Source organism: uncultured Maribacter sp. (genome assembly GCF_963977385.1).
GTDB lineage: Bacteria > Bacteroidota > Bacteroidia > Flavobacteriales > Flavobacteriaceae > Maribacter.
Genome location: NZ_CAXBOU010000001.1, coordinates 620,402 through 636,094 on the forward strand (window position 1 = coordinate 620,402; position 15,693 = coordinate 636,094).

General features: G+C 35.0%; 15 protein-coding genes. 10 read left to right on the top strand and 5 right to left on the bottom strand.

Annotated elements, in window-relative coordinates; genetic code table 11:
- Window positions 1-37: 37 nt before the first annotated feature.
- Window positions 38-1,411 (bottom strand): saccharopine dehydrogenase family protein, encoded by a 1,374-nt coding sequence (locus AAC084_RS02700; RefSeq protein WP_339836552.1) that lies wholly within the window; start codon window positions 1,409-1,411, stop codon window positions 38-40.
- Between the two features lie 81 nt (window positions 1,412-1,492).
- On the opposite strand from AAC084_RS02700, the gene AAC084_RS02705 reads away from it, so the two are divergent.
- The 4 genes from AAC084_RS02705 to pckA all read left to right on the top strand — a co-directional run bounded on the left by AAC084_RS02705 (window position 1,493) and on the right by pckA (window position 6,415).
- The gene (locus AAC084_RS02705) at window positions 1,493-1,885 is read left to right on the top strand and encodes a DUF423 domain-containing protein (protein ID WP_339836555.1); all 393 of its coding nucleotides are present in this window, start codon (window positions 1,493-1,495) and stop codon (window positions 1,883-1,885) included.
- Between the two features lie 63 nt (window positions 1,886-1,948).
- Window positions 1,949-3,418: an SLC13 family permease gene (locus AAC084_RS02710; RefSeq protein ID WP_339836557.1), complete on the top strand. Its 1,470-nt coding sequence runs from the start codon at window positions 1,949-1,951 to the stop codon at window positions 3,416-3,418.
- A complete protein-coding gene (locus AAC084_RS02715) occupies window positions 3,415-4,548 on the top strand; it encodes a glycerate kinase (protein WP_339836559.1) in 1,134 nt (377 codons plus the stop codon). The genes AAC084_RS02710 and AAC084_RS02715 overlap by 4 nt, the downstream gene beginning before the upstream one ends.
- Before the next feature lie 250 nt (window positions 4,549-4,798).
- Window positions 4,799-6,415 carry a phosphoenolpyruvate carboxykinase (ATP) gene (gene pckA / locus AAC084_RS02720; RefSeq protein ID WP_339836561.1) on the top strand — a complete coding sequence of 539 codons (1,617 nt, stop codon included), beginning with the start codon at window positions 4,799-4,801 and terminating at the stop codon, window positions 6,413-6,415.
- 55 nt (window positions 6,416-6,470) lie between these two features.
- Here pckA and AAC084_RS02725 read toward each other — a convergent pair whose 3' ends face one another.
- From AAC084_RS02725 to AAC084_RS02735, 3 genes are read right to left on the bottom strand one after another with little or no spacing between them, the layout of a single operon-like run.
- Window positions 6,471-7,214 (bottom strand): uroporphyrinogen-III synthase, encoded by a 744-nt coding sequence (locus AAC084_RS02725; RefSeq protein ID WP_339836563.1) that lies wholly within the window; start codon window positions 7,212-7,214, stop codon window positions 6,471-6,473.
- Between the two features lie 8 nt (window positions 7,215-7,222).
- Window positions 7,223-7,876 (bottom strand): DUF4271 domain-containing protein, encoded by a 654-nt coding sequence (locus tag AAC084_RS02730; protein WP_339836565.1) that lies wholly within the window; start codon window positions 7,874-7,876, stop codon window positions 7,223-7,225.
- A complete protein-coding gene (locus tag AAC084_RS02735; protein ID WP_339836568.1) occupies window positions 7,876-9,549 on the bottom strand; it encodes a glycosyltransferase family 39 protein in 1,674 nt (557 codons plus the stop codon). The genes AAC084_RS02730 and AAC084_RS02735 overlap by 1 nt, the downstream gene beginning before the upstream one ends.
- 134 nt (window positions 9,550-9,683) lie before the next feature.
- Here AAC084_RS02735 and AAC084_RS02740 point away from each other — a divergent pair, with 134 nt between their 5' ends.
- The 3 genes from AAC084_RS02740 to AAC084_RS02750 are packed head-to-tail and all read left to right on the top strand — an operon-like array spanning window position 9,684 to window position 12,186.
- Window positions 9,684-10,412 (top strand): polyprenol monophosphomannose synthase, encoded by a 729-nt coding sequence (locus tag AAC084_RS02740; RefSeq protein WP_339836857.1) that lies wholly within the window; start codon window positions 9,684-9,686, stop codon window positions 10,410-10,412.
- A 2-nt stretch (window positions 10,413-10,414) separates the two neighbouring features.
- On the top strand, window positions 10,415-11,752 hold the full coding sequence (locus AAC084_RS02745; protein WP_339836570.1) for a dihydroorotase: 1,338 nt from the start codon (window positions 10,415-10,417) through the stop codon (window positions 11,750-11,752).
- Complete coding sequence (locus AAC084_RS02750) at window positions 11,749-12,186, top strand: DUF4296 domain-containing protein (RefSeq protein WP_339836573.1); 438 nt, start codon at window positions 11,749-11,751, stop codon at window positions 12,184-12,186. Before AAC084_RS02745 ends, AAC084_RS02750 begins: the two co-directional genes overlap by 4 nt.
- Here AAC084_RS02750 and AAC084_RS02755 read toward each other — a convergent pair.
- Entirely contained in the window at window positions 12,167-13,174 is a 1,008-nt protein-coding gene (locus AAC084_RS02755; RefSeq protein WP_339836575.1) for an NAD-dependent epimerase/dehydratase family protein, read from the bottom strand. The genes AAC084_RS02750 and AAC084_RS02755 overlap by 20 nt on opposite strands.
- Before the next feature lie 104 nt (window positions 13,175-13,278).
- On the opposite strand from AAC084_RS02755, the gene tyrS reads away from it, so the two are divergent.
- From tyrS to AAC084_RS02770, 3 genes are all read left to right on the top strand, one after another.
- Window positions 13,279-14,574 carry a tyrosine--tRNA ligase gene (tyrS, locus tag AAC084_RS02760; protein WP_339836578.1) on the top strand — a complete coding sequence of 432 codons (1,296 nt, stop codon included), beginning with the start codon at window positions 13,279-13,281 and terminating at the stop codon, window positions 14,572-14,574.
- Window positions 14,575-14,623: 49 nt separating this feature from the next.
- The gene (locus AAC084_RS02765) at window positions 14,624-15,010 is read left to right on the top strand and encodes a hypothetical protein (RefSeq protein WP_339836581.1); all 387 of its coding nucleotides are present in this window, start codon (window positions 14,624-14,626) and stop codon (window positions 15,008-15,010) included.
- Window positions 15,011-15,179: 169 nt separating this feature from the next.
- Window positions 15,180-15,629: a hypothetical protein gene (locus tag AAC084_RS02770; RefSeq protein WP_339836583.1), complete on the top strand. Its 450-nt coding sequence runs from the start codon at window positions 15,180-15,182 to the stop codon at window positions 15,627-15,629.
- Window positions 15,630-15,693: the final 64 nt, after the last annotated feature.

Below are 15,693 nucleotides of genomic sequence, written 5' to 3' on the forward strand. Positions count from 1 at the left end.
AATACTTATTTGGTTTTAATATGATAGTTAAAATGGCTTAGTTAACTACAGAATTAGGGTTATATCCTAAATAAGGCACCTCATATTCCTTAAAGTTGACTCCGTATGACTTTAGTTCTTCAAGAATGGGTTCATAAACCTCCCTAGTAATAGGAATTTGAACTCCTGGAGTTGTGATTTTTCCATTGAGAATTTTTAAGGCTGCAATTGCTACAGGTAATCCTACCGTTTTGGCCATTGCGGTGTAGGTCTGATTTTCACCAGCTACCACCAACTTAGAATCTATCTGTTTCTTTTCTCCGTTCAATTCGTAACCAAACTTATGGTACATAACAATCATATCTTTTTCATCCGCTTTAAGCGTCCAGCTGTCTTCAAGTATTTTTTGTAGTGCTTGAACAGGCGTGGCATTTGGGATATCGATGTATCTGGTGTCATCAAATATGTTCAGTTCCAATAATTTATCCCAACGAATATCATCTTGATCCAATTTTAAATAGTGTCTAAGTTTCAATTCTACCGAATCGGTAGGGGAATAGGGTAGAAATAAATTAATGAACTGTCTATAGCTCATCTTTTCAGAATTTTCGATGGTATACGTGTCATCTGTTACACCTAGTTGAATGAACATATTCCATGCCTTTGAAAAACCAACACGGCGCATGGTTCCTCTAAAAATGGTTAAGGCATTTTGAAGTCCGTAAGCTTCCCTATAGCCTAAAGAATCACGATTGGCATAGCCTTCAAAGCGTCCGTATCCTTCAATTTCGAAAAATTCAGTACGTCTAAAAAGTCGGTGATACGGTATGTATTTGTAGGTGCCTTCCTGAATAAATTTGGCTGTACCGCCTTGGCCGGCAAGAACAACGTTTCTTGGGTTCCAGGTAAATTTATAATTCCAAAGATTATTATCGTTTTCTGGGGCAACCAATCCACCGCAAAAAGATTCAAATAATATTATTTTTCCTCCTTTATCGCGAATTCGGTCTATCACCTGCATGGCGCTCATGTGATCAAGACCGGGGTCAAGACCAATCTCGTTCATAAATACTAATCCGTTTTCCTTAACTTTTTCGTCAAGAGCAAGTAACTCAGGACTAACATAAGAAGCGGTTACCAAATGTTTCTTATGTATTACACAATCTTCAGCAACTTTAATGTGAAAACGTGCAGGTAGCATAGAAATAACAATGTCTGCATTGGTAATGGCTTTATTTCTTTCGTCTTGGTCAAAGATATCTAGCGCAATAACCGAGCAGTGTGAATGGTTTGCAATCTTTTCTGGTATAGCCTGAGGGTTAATATCGCCTATGGTTATTTCTAATTTTTCAGCTTCAGCTTTTCCTAAAAGATAATCAAGTAGATAAGAAGTGGACTTACCGGCACCTATAACAAGAATTTTGCGCATCATATGATTTGAGTATTTTTGATTTGTAACGAAATACTAAGGTATCAAATTGTTACATTTATAAAGAAAGTTATGGAAAAAGTTATGAAAAAAACAATTTTGATTACGGCGTGCTTGTTTGGAATGCTAGCTGTAGTGCTTGGTGCTTTTGGCGCACATGGATTAAAAAACTTAGTAGATGCAGATGCAGTAGCAACATTTGAAACAGGGGTTCGCTATCAAATGTATCATGCGTTTTTTCTATGTATTCTTGCTTTGATACCTGATAACTTAATTAAATCGAAGAAGCCAATTTACATTTGTACTGTAATTGGCGTGTTCCTGTTTTCTTTTTCAATATATACTTTGGCACTGAACGACCTTGTGCAATTCGATTTTAAAATGTTCGGCATTGTTACTCCAATAGGAGGTGTTTTCTTAATAGCTGCGTGGGTTCTGTTAGGATTTGGAATCATGAAATCAAAAAATTTGAAATAGCGGGGGTATAAAAGTATATTAACGATTATAAAGCTGTATTTTTCAAATAGTAATGGCATTTGTATGAGTAAAACTAAATTATTAGGACTTGTTTTAGGTCCCGTTTCCTTTATTTTAATTCTATTATTTTTCCATCCTGAAGGACTTTCTAAGGAAGCCAATGCAATACTGGCATCTACATTATGGATAGCTATTTGGTGGATAACCGAGGCAATACCTATCGCAGTTACCGCCTTGCTACCATTAGTTTTATTTCCGTTATCTGGCGGCTTAGATTTGTCATCTACCTCTGGTTCATTTGGGCATAAGTATGTTTTTCTATACATGGGTGGCTTCATTATCGCTATTGCTATTGAAAAATGGAATTTACATAGACGTATCGCATTGAATATCATTAATTTAATTGGTTCGGATATTCGAAAGATTATACTTGGTTTTATGGTGGCAACCGCATTCTTATCGATGTGGATATCGAATACGGCAACAGCTGTTATGATGCTTCCAATAGGTTTGGCCATTATTAAACAGTTACAAGATAATCCTGATACCATAGAAGATGAAAACCAGACCTTTGGTAAGGCTTTAATGTTGGCTATTGCTTATAGTGCATCAATTGGTGGCTTGGCAACATTGATCGGTACGCCGCCAAACTTAGTGTTGGCGGGTGTAGTTTTGGATACCTATGGTTATGAAATAACGTTCATGCAATGGTTTGTTTTCGGACTTCCTATCTCCATCATATTAATTTTTATCTGTTGGAAGTATTTAACTAAATATGCGTTTACATTCAAACAAAAATCTTTTCCCGGGGGCAAAGAAGAGATAAAACGACTATTATTAAAATTAGGTAAGATTAGTTACGAAGAAAAAGTTGTGGCTTTTGTTTTTGCACTTACTGCGTTTTGTTGGATCACTAGGTCTTTTTTGTTGCAAAAGATTTTACCTGGACTTGATGATACCATAATTGCCATATTTTTTGCGATTGTTTTGTTTTTGATTCCTTCGAAGAAGAAAGGAGAACAATTGATTAATTGGGAAGAAGCCGTAAAAATGCCTTGGGGTATTATATTGTTGTTCGGAGGTGGTATGGCTTTAGCTAAAGGTTTTGAAGTGAGCGGTCTAGCTACATGGATAGGTAGTCAGATGACTTCTTTGGCTGGATTGCCGATTTTGGTTTTGATTTTAGTATTGATTGCTGCAGTGAATTTTTTAACCGAAATAACATCAAACCTCGCAACTACGGCAATGTTATTGCCAGTATTGGCACCAATGGCACTTACAATAGATGTGCATCCATTTGTATTAATGGTAGGTACTGCCGTGGCTGCGTCCTGTGCTTTTATGCTGCCGGTAGCAACACCGCCTAATGCTGTAGTTTTCGGGTCAGGCTATTTAAGAATTCCTGATATGGTAAGCAAAGGGTTCTTTATGAACATCATATCTATAATTATATTAACCTTTTTTGTATATTTTGTTCTCCCAGAATTATGGGATATAACGATAGATAGTTTCCCGCAAAATCTAAACAAATGAAACTATTACTGATTCCGGATAAGTTTAAAGGCTCTTTAACCAGCGTGGAAGTCTCTAAGGCTTTTATTGCCGGTGTCAAAAAATCAGGAATTCCATTTAGTTCACATTACATTAAAGCTTCTGATGGGGGAGATGGTTTTATGAATGCGGTAGCTCATTATAAAGCGTGTATTTCGGTACAGGTAATTAGTGAGAATCCATTAGGGAGACCAATTCAATCCTACTATTTATATAATCAAGAAAGTAATTCGGCATATATCGAATTAGCGAACGCTTCGGGTATGGAATTGCTTAAGCCAGAAGAACGAAACCCTATGTTGACCAGTACATTTGGTACAGGTCTGCAAATAAAAGATGCTATTGAGAAAGGCGTAAAGAATATTTATATAGGTTTAGGGGGAAGCGCTACTAATGATGGTGGAATAGGAATAGCGCAAGCCTTAGGATATTCTTTCTTGGATAAGAGCGGTAACAGGCTATTAGCTACTGGTGCTAGTTTGAGTAAGATTAATTCGATAGACGATACAGATGTTTTTGAGGGCTTAAAGCAGATTAGATTTTTTGCGGTAAATGATGTTAACAATCCCTTACTTGGAAAGGATGGTGCTGCACATATTTATGCAGGGCAAAAGGGAGCTACAAAAGAGATGATTAAAGAATTAGATCTTGGACTTAGAAATTTAGATGTTGTTATTTTCGATAAATATTCTTTTCTGTATGCAGAGTTGCCAGGTTCTGGCGCTGCTGGCGGAGTTGCTTATGGCCTTAAATCTTTTCTTGGTGCAAGTTATTGTAATGGCATAGATTTTATATTAGAGCTTTCTGGTGTAAATGATTTATTGACAAAAGAGAAGTTTGATTTTTTAATAACTGGCGAGGGTAGAATAGATGAACAAACGTTACACGGTAAGTTGATTCAAGGGGTTCTTGCTTTAGGTGTTCGTAAAAATATTCCTGTAATTGCTATTTGTGGGAAATTGGATATCGAAAAAAAGGAGCTAAAAAAAAGAGGCATTTATGATGTATTTGAAATACAAGATTCCACCAAAAGTCTCGACTACAATATGCAGCATGCAGCAGACCTTTTGACCGCCAAAACAACCGAATATTTTGGATTATTGCTAAAATAAGGTCGAATTAAAAACTTTAAATTTTATTTATTTCTTAAAATATTACATCAAAATCTATAATAATGTATTAAAAATACGTTATAGATTAATATACTGTAATAAAAGGAATATTTTTGCTGCGAATATTTTTCAAATTTCATCATTCTTTAATTGAATTCGTATTTCGACGAGAATTGGGGCTAATTAAGCTCTGAAAATCAAGGGTTCACCTTTTATTTTTTTAGTTTTACTTGAATAAATTTTCAAAAGCATGAAAAGCTCAACAACAAATGCGAATACAATATCCCTAAAAAAATATGGGATAACACATTCTAATTTTCATTATCAAGAAGATCCTGAAGAACTACAAAAGGCTACTCTAGAAATGAATATGGGAGTTGAAACAAGCAATGGTACACTTGCTGTCAATACTGGTGAATTTACAGGTAGATCACCTATGGATCGTTTTATTGTTAAAGATGATATTACAATAGATAAAGTATGGTGGGGTAATATTAATATTCCATTTGAAAAGAAAAAATTTGATTCATTATATCAAAAGGTAATAGACTACTTAAATGAAAAGGAACTTTTCGTTAGAGATAGCTATGCGTGTGCAGACCCGGAATATCAATTAAATATTAGGGTGATAAACGAATATCCTTGGTCTAATATGTTTGCTTATAATATGTTTTTGCGTCCTACGGAAGTCGAGTTAGCTGATTTCACTCCTGAATGGACTGTTATCAATGCTCCTGGTTTTATGGCAGATCCAGAATTAGATGGAACAAGGCAACATAATTTTGCAATTCTAAACTTTACAGATAAAATTGCGCTTATTGGTGGTACCGGTTATACCGGTGAAATCAAAAAAGGTATTTTCTCTGCTTTGAATTTTATATTACCTGTTTATAAAGAAACATTGCCGATGCACTGTTCCGCTAATGTAGGTGAAGATGGGGATACAGCAATCTTTTTTGGATTGTCTGGTACAGGGAAAACGACCTTGTCTACAGATCCTAACAGAAAATTAATAGGTGATGATGAACATGGGTGGACGAGTCGAAATACCGTATTCAATTTTGAAGGTGGTTGTTATGCAAAAGTCATCAATCTATCTGAAGAGCAGGAGCCAGAAATATATGGAGCTATAAGGCCAGGTGCTATTCTTGAAAATGTAATATTGGATGATAAAGGAAATGTTGATTTTGCCGATACCTCAATAACACAGAATACGAGGGTTAGTTATCCTATTCATCATATCGATAATATACAACAGCCATCTATTGGTAAGAATGTTAAGAATATCTTCTTCTTAACAGCTGATGCTTTCGGTGTATTACCTCCTATATCAAAACTTACTCCTAGTCAGGCTGCATATCATTTTATATCTGGTTACACGGCTAAGGTTGCAGGTACGGAAGCTGGTGTAGTTGAGCCACAACCTTCTTTTTCAGCTTGTTTTGGCGCGCCCTTTATGCCTTTACATCCAACGAAATACGCGGAAATGTTAAGTAAGAAAATGAAAGAGTCTGGTGTAGCTGTTTGGTTGGTAAACACAGGATGGACAGGCGGCCCTTACGGAATAGGAACGCGAATGAAATTGAAATATACAAGAGCGATGATAACTGCTGCCCTTAATGGAGACCTAGGGTTGTATTCGTATGATAAGTACCATATTCATTCTGTATTTGGAGTAGCGCAGCCTAGGGAGTGCCCTGGTGTGCCTACGTCGGTATTGAGTCCAAGATCAACTTGGAACAACGATGAAAAATATTATACGACTGCATTTAAATTAACTAATGCCTTTAGAGAGAATTTTAAGAAGTATGAAAGTTTTGCCAGTGAAGAGATAAGGAGGGGCGGCCCACAACGGTACGCATTTTAAAACATAAAAAAAGCCTTGCATTGCAAGGCTTTTTTTATTGACTTTTTTGAGTCAATTATTTGTTTACGCTTGTAATATACTTTTGTAACGCCATAGTCATTGATGGTGTTTCTGGAGTAGGAGCTTTAATGTCAATTCTTAAGCCCGCACCAGTTGCGGCTTCTACAGTAGAATTACCAAATACTGCAATTCTAGTTTCTTTTTGTTCAAAATCCGGAAAGTTCTGTAATAGAGACTCGATGCCAGATGGACTAAAGAATACTAAAATGTCATAATACACATTTCTTAAATCAGAGAGGTCGCTAATAACCGTGTTATAGAAAACAGCTCTTTTCCAATTGATGCTTAATGATTCTAATGTTTCAGGTACATCGTGTTTAAGTACGTTTGAAGAAGGTAATAAGAATTTTTCGTCCTTATATTTCTTAATTAAAGGCACTAAATCTGTAAACAATCGCTTTCCTACATAAATCTTACGTTTTCTGTAGACAACGTATTTTTGTAGGTAGTAAGCAACGGCTTCTGATTGACAGAAGTATTTCATAGAATCAGGAACTTTAAATCGCATTTCTTCTGCGATTCTAAAGAAGTGGTCTACTGCATTTCTACTGGTTAAGATAATGGCAGTAAAATCATTCAAATCTATTTTTTGCTGACGCACACTTTTTGCATCAACTCCTTCTACATGAATAAACGGTCTAAAATCAACCTTAACCTTTTCTTTGTCGATAAGTTTGGAATAGGGAGAATTTTCCATTTTTGGCTCTGGTTGAGAGACCAAAATCGTTTTTACTTTCATACGCTGCGCTATTTTAGAAAGCTTCCTATAATAAATAAGGGTGCAATTTCGAGTGCGCAAAGGTACAAAATAAAATAGAAAAAATAGGAGCTAATAAAATTTTGGTAATTCCTTAGTACTGTCACCCAGCCAATTATATTAATGACCAAGAAGAGAATAAGCGCAATTGAAACTACGATTCTTGAGTCGATAAAAACGTAGGTTAAAAGAACATTAGCTATAAAGAGAATAATGCCAGAATAATTAAGGTAGGTTAATTTCTTAAAAATCAGTTCATTGAAGGTTTTGTATGAATTAAATATAAAACCATTGAACAGCTGTGCCATTGTTTTTGCACTTAAGAATAAGAAAACACCTGCAAGAAGCAAAGGAAAAATAAACGGGTTTTTAACCTGTGCATGAGGCATATAGATACGCCATATAAAAAAAATAAAAAGAGTAGTATTTATGATTTGAAAGATACTCATGAGGATGTGGAACCAATTAAACAATTTCTCCTTCTTGGTGTACATGGTAATGTACTTATTGTTAAAAGGAAGAATGATAAAACTGAAAAAACGAGAATAATAGAAGCTTTTGGCGATTAATGGGAACAGAAGACTAACTATAAGAGTTATAGTGATCCAATCGTTTTGAGAAAATGTTCTGGCAATAGGTTCCATTATTTGATTGGAATTGGTTTACCGTTTAGGCCAAAATAGAGATTGTTCTCAGAAATGACTACCCTAAAGTAACCAATGTTTTCCTTTTCTGTTTTAGGTAATCGAAATTTAAAATTGGTGGTGTCTTGTTGTTTTAATACTTGTGTGTTTGATTCTATAGCTTTCGGTTCTATTTTTAGAGTTTCCTTAGGAATTTTGTAATTATCCATGTAGGTGACAGCAAACTTTATTTTACTTAAATCGATAGACTCTTTATAGGGGTTAAAAACTTTTAACGTAATATTTTCATCAGAATTTAAAGCTATTGGAGTGTCTTCGACAACACATTCTACTTTACGAAAAGACTGAAAATTAGGGATGTATTTCCCTTTATAAAGTCCGCCATCTTCCCTTTCGTAAGAAAATGAGTTGTCATTAATGTATTTTGAAATGTAAGCAATGTCTTTACCACGTACCTTTTCTTCAGAATCATCTATCGAATACTGATTTTTACGGTACATGTAATTATTTAAAGAAAATGTCGGTGTACCATCGGTATAGAAAGAATACATAGGGGCATTTCTATATGAATTTTCAAACACCACGGGTATATCTCCTACTTCATTTTCAATCGCTTGGGCCCATTCTTTATTGCCGTGCGATTCATAATAGAAGTTGAAAAGAAGTGGTTGATAGGCTAGACCCATTCTTAAGTAGATGATTATTATCGTATTAATAAGTCCTAATCTATAAATCCAAGTCAAGGCCTGTTTGTTTTGAAGCATATAGTTATATGCAATTATTACCATGGGAATACAAATAATAATAATCCACTGTGTTTGTACTCTTCTATTAAAACTGGAAACAAAGAAGAATACAATTACCCCATAAGTTAGGTATATAAGTGCCTTGGTAAACAAGTCGTTGCTTTTGGTTTTAAAAAGTGCCTTATAGATAAAAAAGAAGGTGAGGCCAAAAACAGCTACTAAATTCACGAAAAAGCCTAAGGTATATTTTTCAAAGCTATAGGCTCCATTAGGTCTTTCGTATAAATGATATTTAATAGATACAAAGTCATTATCGTATAACCAATAAAAATGAGGGGTATAGCAAAGAAGGGCTACGAGAACTGCAAACCATGCATATTTGTTTCGCACTAATTTCAAGTTTGATAGTAGTACAAAGAATATCACTAATACTGCATGGTACTTACTGTACATTAATGCAGCCATAAATACCCCTAATAATATAGATAGACCTAATGATGGCTTTTTAATAAAATGCTTGTAGGTCAATAAGAAACAACTTGTGAAAAACAGTAGAGGTGTATCGGGTAAGGTAAAGAAGCCATAAGCGTTTAGTAGCGTCATGGAAAAAACCAGTACAAAGAAATGTTTTATATAATCGGTCTTTTTTGGGTTGTCAATCATTAACCAGAGCAATATGATATTGACGGAAGAAAGAACACAGCTCATAAACCGTACACCAAGTTCACCATTAAAAAAATAGCTACTAATTTTAATCATTAAAGCGACCATTGGTGGATGGTCAAAATAACCCCAAGCCATGTTCTGGCTGTAGTACCAGTAATAGGCTTCATCAAATATGAGTTGCGTAAAACTGGATTGAATAACGTTAAGAATGAAAATAGCAGCTAGAAAAAAATAGAACTGCTTAGGAATTTTAGTCAACATTAGCATAGGATACTTGATGGCAAAATTACAAATTTAAGGTTAGGTACATAGTTTAAAAATTTCATAAAGGTATTGTGGCCCGTTTTAAGAAGACCATTAAAACCTTACTTTTGTCGAAATACCCTGTAATAAATATGGCCAGTAGTATTGTAATCATACCTACCTATAACGAAATAGAGAATATTGAAGCCATAATAAGGGCGGTGTTTGATTTAAAGAAAGAATTTCATGTGCTTATTGTGGATGATAATTCTCCAGATAAAACCGGCGATTGTGTAAAAGGGCTTCAAGATGAATTTAAAGGAAAACTTTTTTTAGAGACCAGGACTGAAAAATCTGGCTTGGGTACAGCTTATATTCATGGTTTTAAATGGGCGATTGCGAAAGGCTATGATTATATTTTTGAAATGGATGCCGATTTTTCGCATACCCCTTCAGATTTGATACGACTACAAAAGGCTTGTATTAATGGTGCGGATGTTGCGGTTGGCTCTCGATATAAAAAAGGAGTAAACGTTGTAAATTGGCCATTGTATAGGGTCTTGCTGTCTTACGGTGCTTCTATTTATGTTAAACTTATTACCGGTATGCGTGTTCATGACCCAACAGCGGGTTTTGTATGCTATAAAAGACAGGTATTGGAGGCTATCGATTTAGATTCTGTTCGGTTTGTGGGCTATGCTTTTCAGATTGAAATGAAGTTTAGGGCCCATTTAAAAAAGTTCAAAATAGAAGAAGTTTCTATTATTTTTAGAGACCGTGTATTAGGTAAATCAAAAATGAGCTCTTCAATTATAAGCGAGGCAATTTGGGGTGTCTTTGTTATGAAAATGAGAAGTCTATTTTTAAGGAATAAATTTTAACTATGGGTAAGATTTTATTAAAGAATGGTGTCATTGTCAATGAAGGAGTCATTCAAGAAAATGATATTCTAATAGAAGATGATTTAATCGTAAAAATAGCGAAAGATATTACTGATGCCAATGCAAAGGTTATTGACGTAAAAGGCATGCATATCTTGCCTGGTATTATTGACGATCAAGTTCATTTTAGAGAACCAGGTCTAACACATAAGGGAACAATCGCAACAGAAAGTAGGGCGGCGCTTGCAGGCGGTATTACCACTTTTATGGAGCAGCCAAATACCACACCACAAACTACAACAATAGAAAAACTAGAAGAAAAGTTTGCTATGGCTTCAAATTCAGCTTATGCAAATTATTCATTTCTATTTGGTGGCACGAATGATAATCTTGAAGAATTAAAAAGACTAGATAAAAATGCATGTTCTGGCATAAAATTATTTTTAGGATCATCAACAGGTAATATGTTGGTTGATGATGAAAAGATAATTGAGAGTATTTTTAGCAATACAGAAATGGTTATATCTGCTCATTGCGAAGATGAAACTACCATTCGTGAAAATTTAGCTAAATACAAGGAACAGTACGGAGATGATATTCCAATAAAGTATCATCCAATTATTAGAAGTGAAGAAGCATGTTATTTGTCATCTTCTAGGGCGATTGCCTTGGCAAAGAAAACGGGAGCTAGATTACACGTATTTCATGTGTCGACAGGTAAGGAAACTGATTTATTTCGAAATGACATTCCGTTAGAACAAAAGAAAATAACTGCTGAGGTGTGTATTCATCATTTGTGGTTTTCTGATGCGGATTATAATGACAAAGGAACCTTAATTAAATGGAACCCTGCGGTGAAGACTGCGAAAGACCGTGAACAATTATGGGATGCTTTATTAGATGATAGAATTGATGTAATTGCAACAGACCATGCCCCTCATTTATTGGAGGAAAAGAATAATGTATATACCAAGGCACCATCTGGCGGACCATTAGTACAGCATGCGCTTCCAGCCATGTTAGAAAAAGTGAAAGAAGGTAGAATAAAATTGGAAAAAATGGTGCAGAAAATGTGTCATAACCCAGCGATATTATTCCAGATTGAAAAAAGAGGGTTTATCCGCGAAGGATATTATGCTGATTTAGTGGTGGCCGATTTGAATAACCCATGGACGGTTACCAAAGGAAATATAGCCTACAAATGTAAATGGTCACCATTCGAAGATGTTACATTTTCTTCAAAAGTGGTACATACATTCATAAATGGACATCTAGGGTATACCAATGGAGATTTTTCAGAAACTAAAAATGCTAAAAGACTAACCTATAACAGACCATGAAGTATAGTTTAAGTGTTGTGGTATTGATATTGTTGCTTTATTCATGTGCAGAAGAGTTGATTAAGAAGCCTGAGAATTTAATACCTGAAGACAAAATGGTATTAATTTTTAAGGAAATGGCTATTGTTAATGCTGCAAAAGGAACCAACATAGGTCAATTGAAAGATAATGGTATAGAGCCAACTATATATATATTCGAAAAATTTGAGATTGATAGTGCTCAATTTGTAGATAGTGATCGCTATTATGCATCTAAGCCATTGATCTATGAAACGATGTATAAAGATGTTGAGACAAGTTTAGAAAATCAACGCTTGCAGTTAGAGTCAGAGAAAATGTTAAATGATAGTCTTAGCCGTTTGAAAAAAGTTGAAAAAAAGAATCTAAAGAATATCAGCAAAGATTCTACTAGCTCTAAGGTAATTCCTCAATAAATAGCTTCGTAGATAATTTTATTGCTTCGTCTATCGGCTCAAACTCAAATTTTAGAGCTTTTTTAATTTTCGAATTGTCAAATTTCGAGGGGTGTTTTAGACCATAGATGGTACTATTTGTTATTGTTCTAGCTTTTCCTGTAGCCAAGTTTCTTATCTGATCTCCAAATTTCCCAAGCTGAAGTTGCCACATTTTCAGCTCTTTACTAGGCAATTTTTTACCCATCTTACTCGCAATGTTGCTCAGAATCTCCTTATAAGTGAGGTTTTTGGCAACGATTATAAAACGTTCTCTAGAAATATTTGAATTCATAAGACTGACCATTGAATTTGTAACATCGGCGATAGTAACAAATCCTGAACCACCAGGAGGATAAAATGGATAGCCTTTAGATGCTGTTTTAAAAAATGTACCACTACCGCTTTCCCAAAAGCCAGGGCCTAAAATAACTCCGGGGTTAATTATTACAACTTCTAACTGTTCTTGTGAGCCACGCCAAACTTCCATTTCTGCCAAGTATTTTGTTATGGCATATGGGTTGGTATGTTGTCTGCTCCATTCGGTTTCTTCAGTAGCTTTCTCATCGGTTATGGTTCTCCCTATGGTACCAATAGTACTCACATGGCATAATTTCTTTACACCTATTGCAATACACATGTTTACAATATTAGCGGTGCCTTCTCTATTTATGCGCTCTAATAAATTAAAATCTGACGGATTAAATGATATGTAGGCTGCACAATGATAAACATGGGTTACTTTTTGAAAAGCAAGTTCTAAGGAAGGTATATCTAAAATATCACCTTTTACCCAATCAATTTTATTGAAGAGTGTATTTGCATTAGGGGAGTAGTAGCTGAAGATTCTTTTAACCTGTTCTAATTTTTCGGCAGTTCTATATATTGCTCGAACTTCAGTATTGTCCATCGTTAATTTCAGCAACAAATGCGACCCCACCAATCCTGTGCCTCCTGTAACTAATACCATACTTCAAATTTAGGAAATAGAGTCGAATAAATTCCTGCTTTGATCTACTGTGTACTGGCAAGAATTCCATTTATATTTGCAATTCAATTAAAATTCAGGAAAGGATGACATCAAATTTTGTCAAGGAGTTAGAATGGCGCGGAATGTTGCATGATGCAATGCCAGGAACAGAGGAACATTTAATGGAAGAAATGCGATCAGCTTATATGGGTATTGACCCTACTGCTGATTCTTTACATATAGGTCATTTGGTAGGGGTTATGATGCTTCGCCATTTTCAGGTAGCAGGCCACAAGCCTTATGCACTAATTGGGGGTGCTACAGGTATGATAGGTGATCCTTCTGGTAAATCTGCAGAACGAAATTTACTTGATGAAAAAACGCTTCTACACAATCAGAATGCATTGAAAGAGCAATTGTCACGCTTTTTAGATTTTTCTAGTGAAGGTGATAATGCTGCAGTTCTAGTCAATAATTATGACTGGATGAAGAATTTTTCATTCTTAGAATTTATAAGAGATGTTGGTAAACACATCACCGTTAATTACATGATGTCGAAAGACTCGGTAAAAAAACGCCTTTCATCTGAAGCAAAAGAAGGGATGTCATTTACAGAGTTTACGTATCAGCTAGTGCAAGGGTATGATTTTCTTCATTTGTACCGCGAGCATAATTGCAGCCTTCAAATGGGCGGTAGTGACCAATGGGGTAATATTACCACAGGTACTGAATTAATTAGAAGAATAGCAGGCGGTAAAGGTTATGCACTTACTTGTCCGTTGATAACAAAAGCCGATGGTACTAAATTCGGTAAGACCGAAGGTGGTAATGTGTGGTTAGATGCGGAAAGAACATCACCATACAAATTCTATCAATATTGGTTGAACACTTCAGATGAAGATGCAGATAAATACATAAAGATTTTTACATTTCTTGGTCAGCAAGAAATTGAAGATTTGATTAAGCAACATACAGAAGCACCTCATTTAAGATTATTACAGAAAAGATTGGCCGATGAGATTACGGTAATGGTACACTCACAAGATGATTTGGAAAATGCAGTTCGTGCAAGTGAAATTTTATTTGGCAAGTCTACCGCTTCTGATTTAAAAGGGCTGAACGAAAAAACATTTTTAGAAATTTTTGAAGGCGTACCACAAGCAGAACTTTCTAAATCAGAATTAACTGATGGTTTAGATATGATTGGAGCATTAGCTGCCAAAACTAATTTTCTAGGCTCTAATGGTGAAGCAAGAAGAGAGTTAAAGCAAAATTCAATTTCTGTAAACAAAGAAAAAGTTAAGGAAGATTTTTTGATTACTACAGATGATCTAATCAATGATAAGTTTGTTCTATTGCAAAGAGGTAAGAAAAACTATTTTGTATTGGTATTGAGCTAGAATAAGCAACCATTTGTATGTTGTGCCATCTTATATTGAAAGGTTTAATATGAAGCTTAGATTTTTGGTTGTTTTGTCATTGTCGTTTTTTGCGTGTAATCCAGATGATGAACCTGCTATTGCAGATGCTGTTTTAGAGGGTGAATGGGTGCTTTCACGGGTGATCTGCTATTGTGGTTTTGAACCGAATACGGATTTTTCCCTAACCAAAATTGTTTTTAATTCAGACAGAGATTTAGTTACCGTTACCCATGATGGAGAATATACTTTTTTCAGGGAAGCTGGCGAACATTTTTATGGTGGTCAAGCAGACCGATTGGGCTTTTCAGATAACTCAGTATATCGTTTTGAGGTTGAAGAATCATTATTAACGTTGACATTTCAAGATAGCCCTCAAATTTCAGATGATGAGGTAACATATATTTTTACGAGATAAAAAGATTTGAGCTTATCACTTGATGAGATTATCTGCGAAATATTAAAGTGTATAATTCGTTTACATGGTTAAAGCCCCTAATACTATGTTTAAGAAGTGTTTTTCGATTTTATGCGTATTCATACTATTTGTAAGTTGTGATAAATTAGATGAGTTAACTAAGTTCGATATGGAATATAGCCAGCGAGCGACTATACCATCATCTACTGGTGTGAATTTGCCTTTTGATATTTTTACTCCGGAAATGGAGACAAATTCAGAATCTACATTTGCTGTTAATGATACGCGAAAAGACCTAATTGAAGAAATAACGTTAACTGAGTTAGAACTGATTATAGTTTCTCCCGATACTGCTGATTTTAGCTTTTTAAATTCTATAGAGATTTATATTTCTGCGGATGGATTAGGAGAAATTCTAATTGCATCATTAGATGAGGTGCCTGAGGAAGCAGGAAATAGAATAACATTGAACACATCAGATGCAGATTTAAAAGAGTATATAAAAAAGGATGAATTTAGTCTGCGGTTAAATACGGTTACGGATGAACTGATGAGTACGGATCACGAATTAGATGTTAATTCGACCTTTTTTGTTGATGCGAAGATATTGGGACTTTAAATTTCCTTACCAATTAAACGCAACGTTTTGGTGTTATTGTATCTTTTTAGTAGGTTTTAATTTT

Coding starts and splice junctions, on each gene's coding strand:
- AAC084_RS02700 (WP_339836552.1), bottom strand. CDS start 1,411: ATGATGCGCAAAATTCTTGTTATAGGTGCCGGTAAGTCCACTTCTTAT.
- AAC084_RS02705 (WP_339836555.1), top strand. CDS start 1,493: ATGAAAAAAACAATTTTGATTACGGCGTGCTTGTTTGGAATGCTAGCT.
- AAC084_RS02710 (WP_339836557.1), top strand. CDS start 1,949: ATGAGTAAAACTAAATTATTAGGACTTGTTTTAGGTCCCGTTTCCTTT.
- AAC084_RS02715 (WP_339836559.1), top strand. CDS start 3,415: ATGAAACTATTACTGATTCCGGATAAGTTTAAAGGCTCTTTAACCAGC.
- pckA (WP_339836561.1), top strand. CDS start 4,799: ATGAAAAGCTCAACAACAAATGCGAATACAATATCCCTAAAAAAATAT.
- AAC084_RS02725 (WP_339836563.1), bottom strand. CDS start 7,214: ATGAAAGTAAAAACGATTTTGGTCTCTCAACCAGAGCCAAAAATGGAA.
- AAC084_RS02730 (WP_339836565.1), bottom strand. CDS start 7,876: ATGGAACCTATTGCCAGAACATTTTCTCAAAACGATTGGATCACTATA.
- AAC084_RS02735 (WP_339836568.1), bottom strand. CDS start 9,549: ATGTTGACTAAAATTCCTAAGCAGTTCTATTTTTTTCTAGCTGCTATT.
- AAC084_RS02740 (WP_339836857.1), top strand. CDS start 9,684: ATGGCCAGTAGTATTGTAATCATACCTACCTATAACGAAATAGAGAAT.
- AAC084_RS02745 (WP_339836570.1), top strand. CDS start 10,415: ATGGGTAAGATTTTATTAAAGAATGGTGTCATTGTCAATGAAGGAGTC.
- AAC084_RS02750 (WP_339836573.1), top strand. CDS start 11,749: ATGAAGTATAGTTTAAGTGTTGTGGTATTGATATTGTTGCTTTATTCA.
- AAC084_RS02755 (WP_339836575.1), bottom strand. CDS start 13,174: ATGGTATTAGTTACAGGAGGCACAGGATTGGTGGGGTCGCATTTGTTG.
- tyrS (WP_339836578.1), top strand. CDS start 13,279: ATGACATCAAATTTTGTCAAGGAGTTAGAATGGCGCGGAATGTTGCAT.
- AAC084_RS02765 (WP_339836581.1), top strand. CDS start 14,624: ATGAAGCTTAGATTTTTGGTTGTTTTGTCATTGTCGTTTTTTGCGTGT.
- AAC084_RS02770 (WP_339836583.1), top strand. CDS start 15,180: ATGGAATATAGCCAGCGAGCGACTATACCATCATCTACTGGTGTGAAT.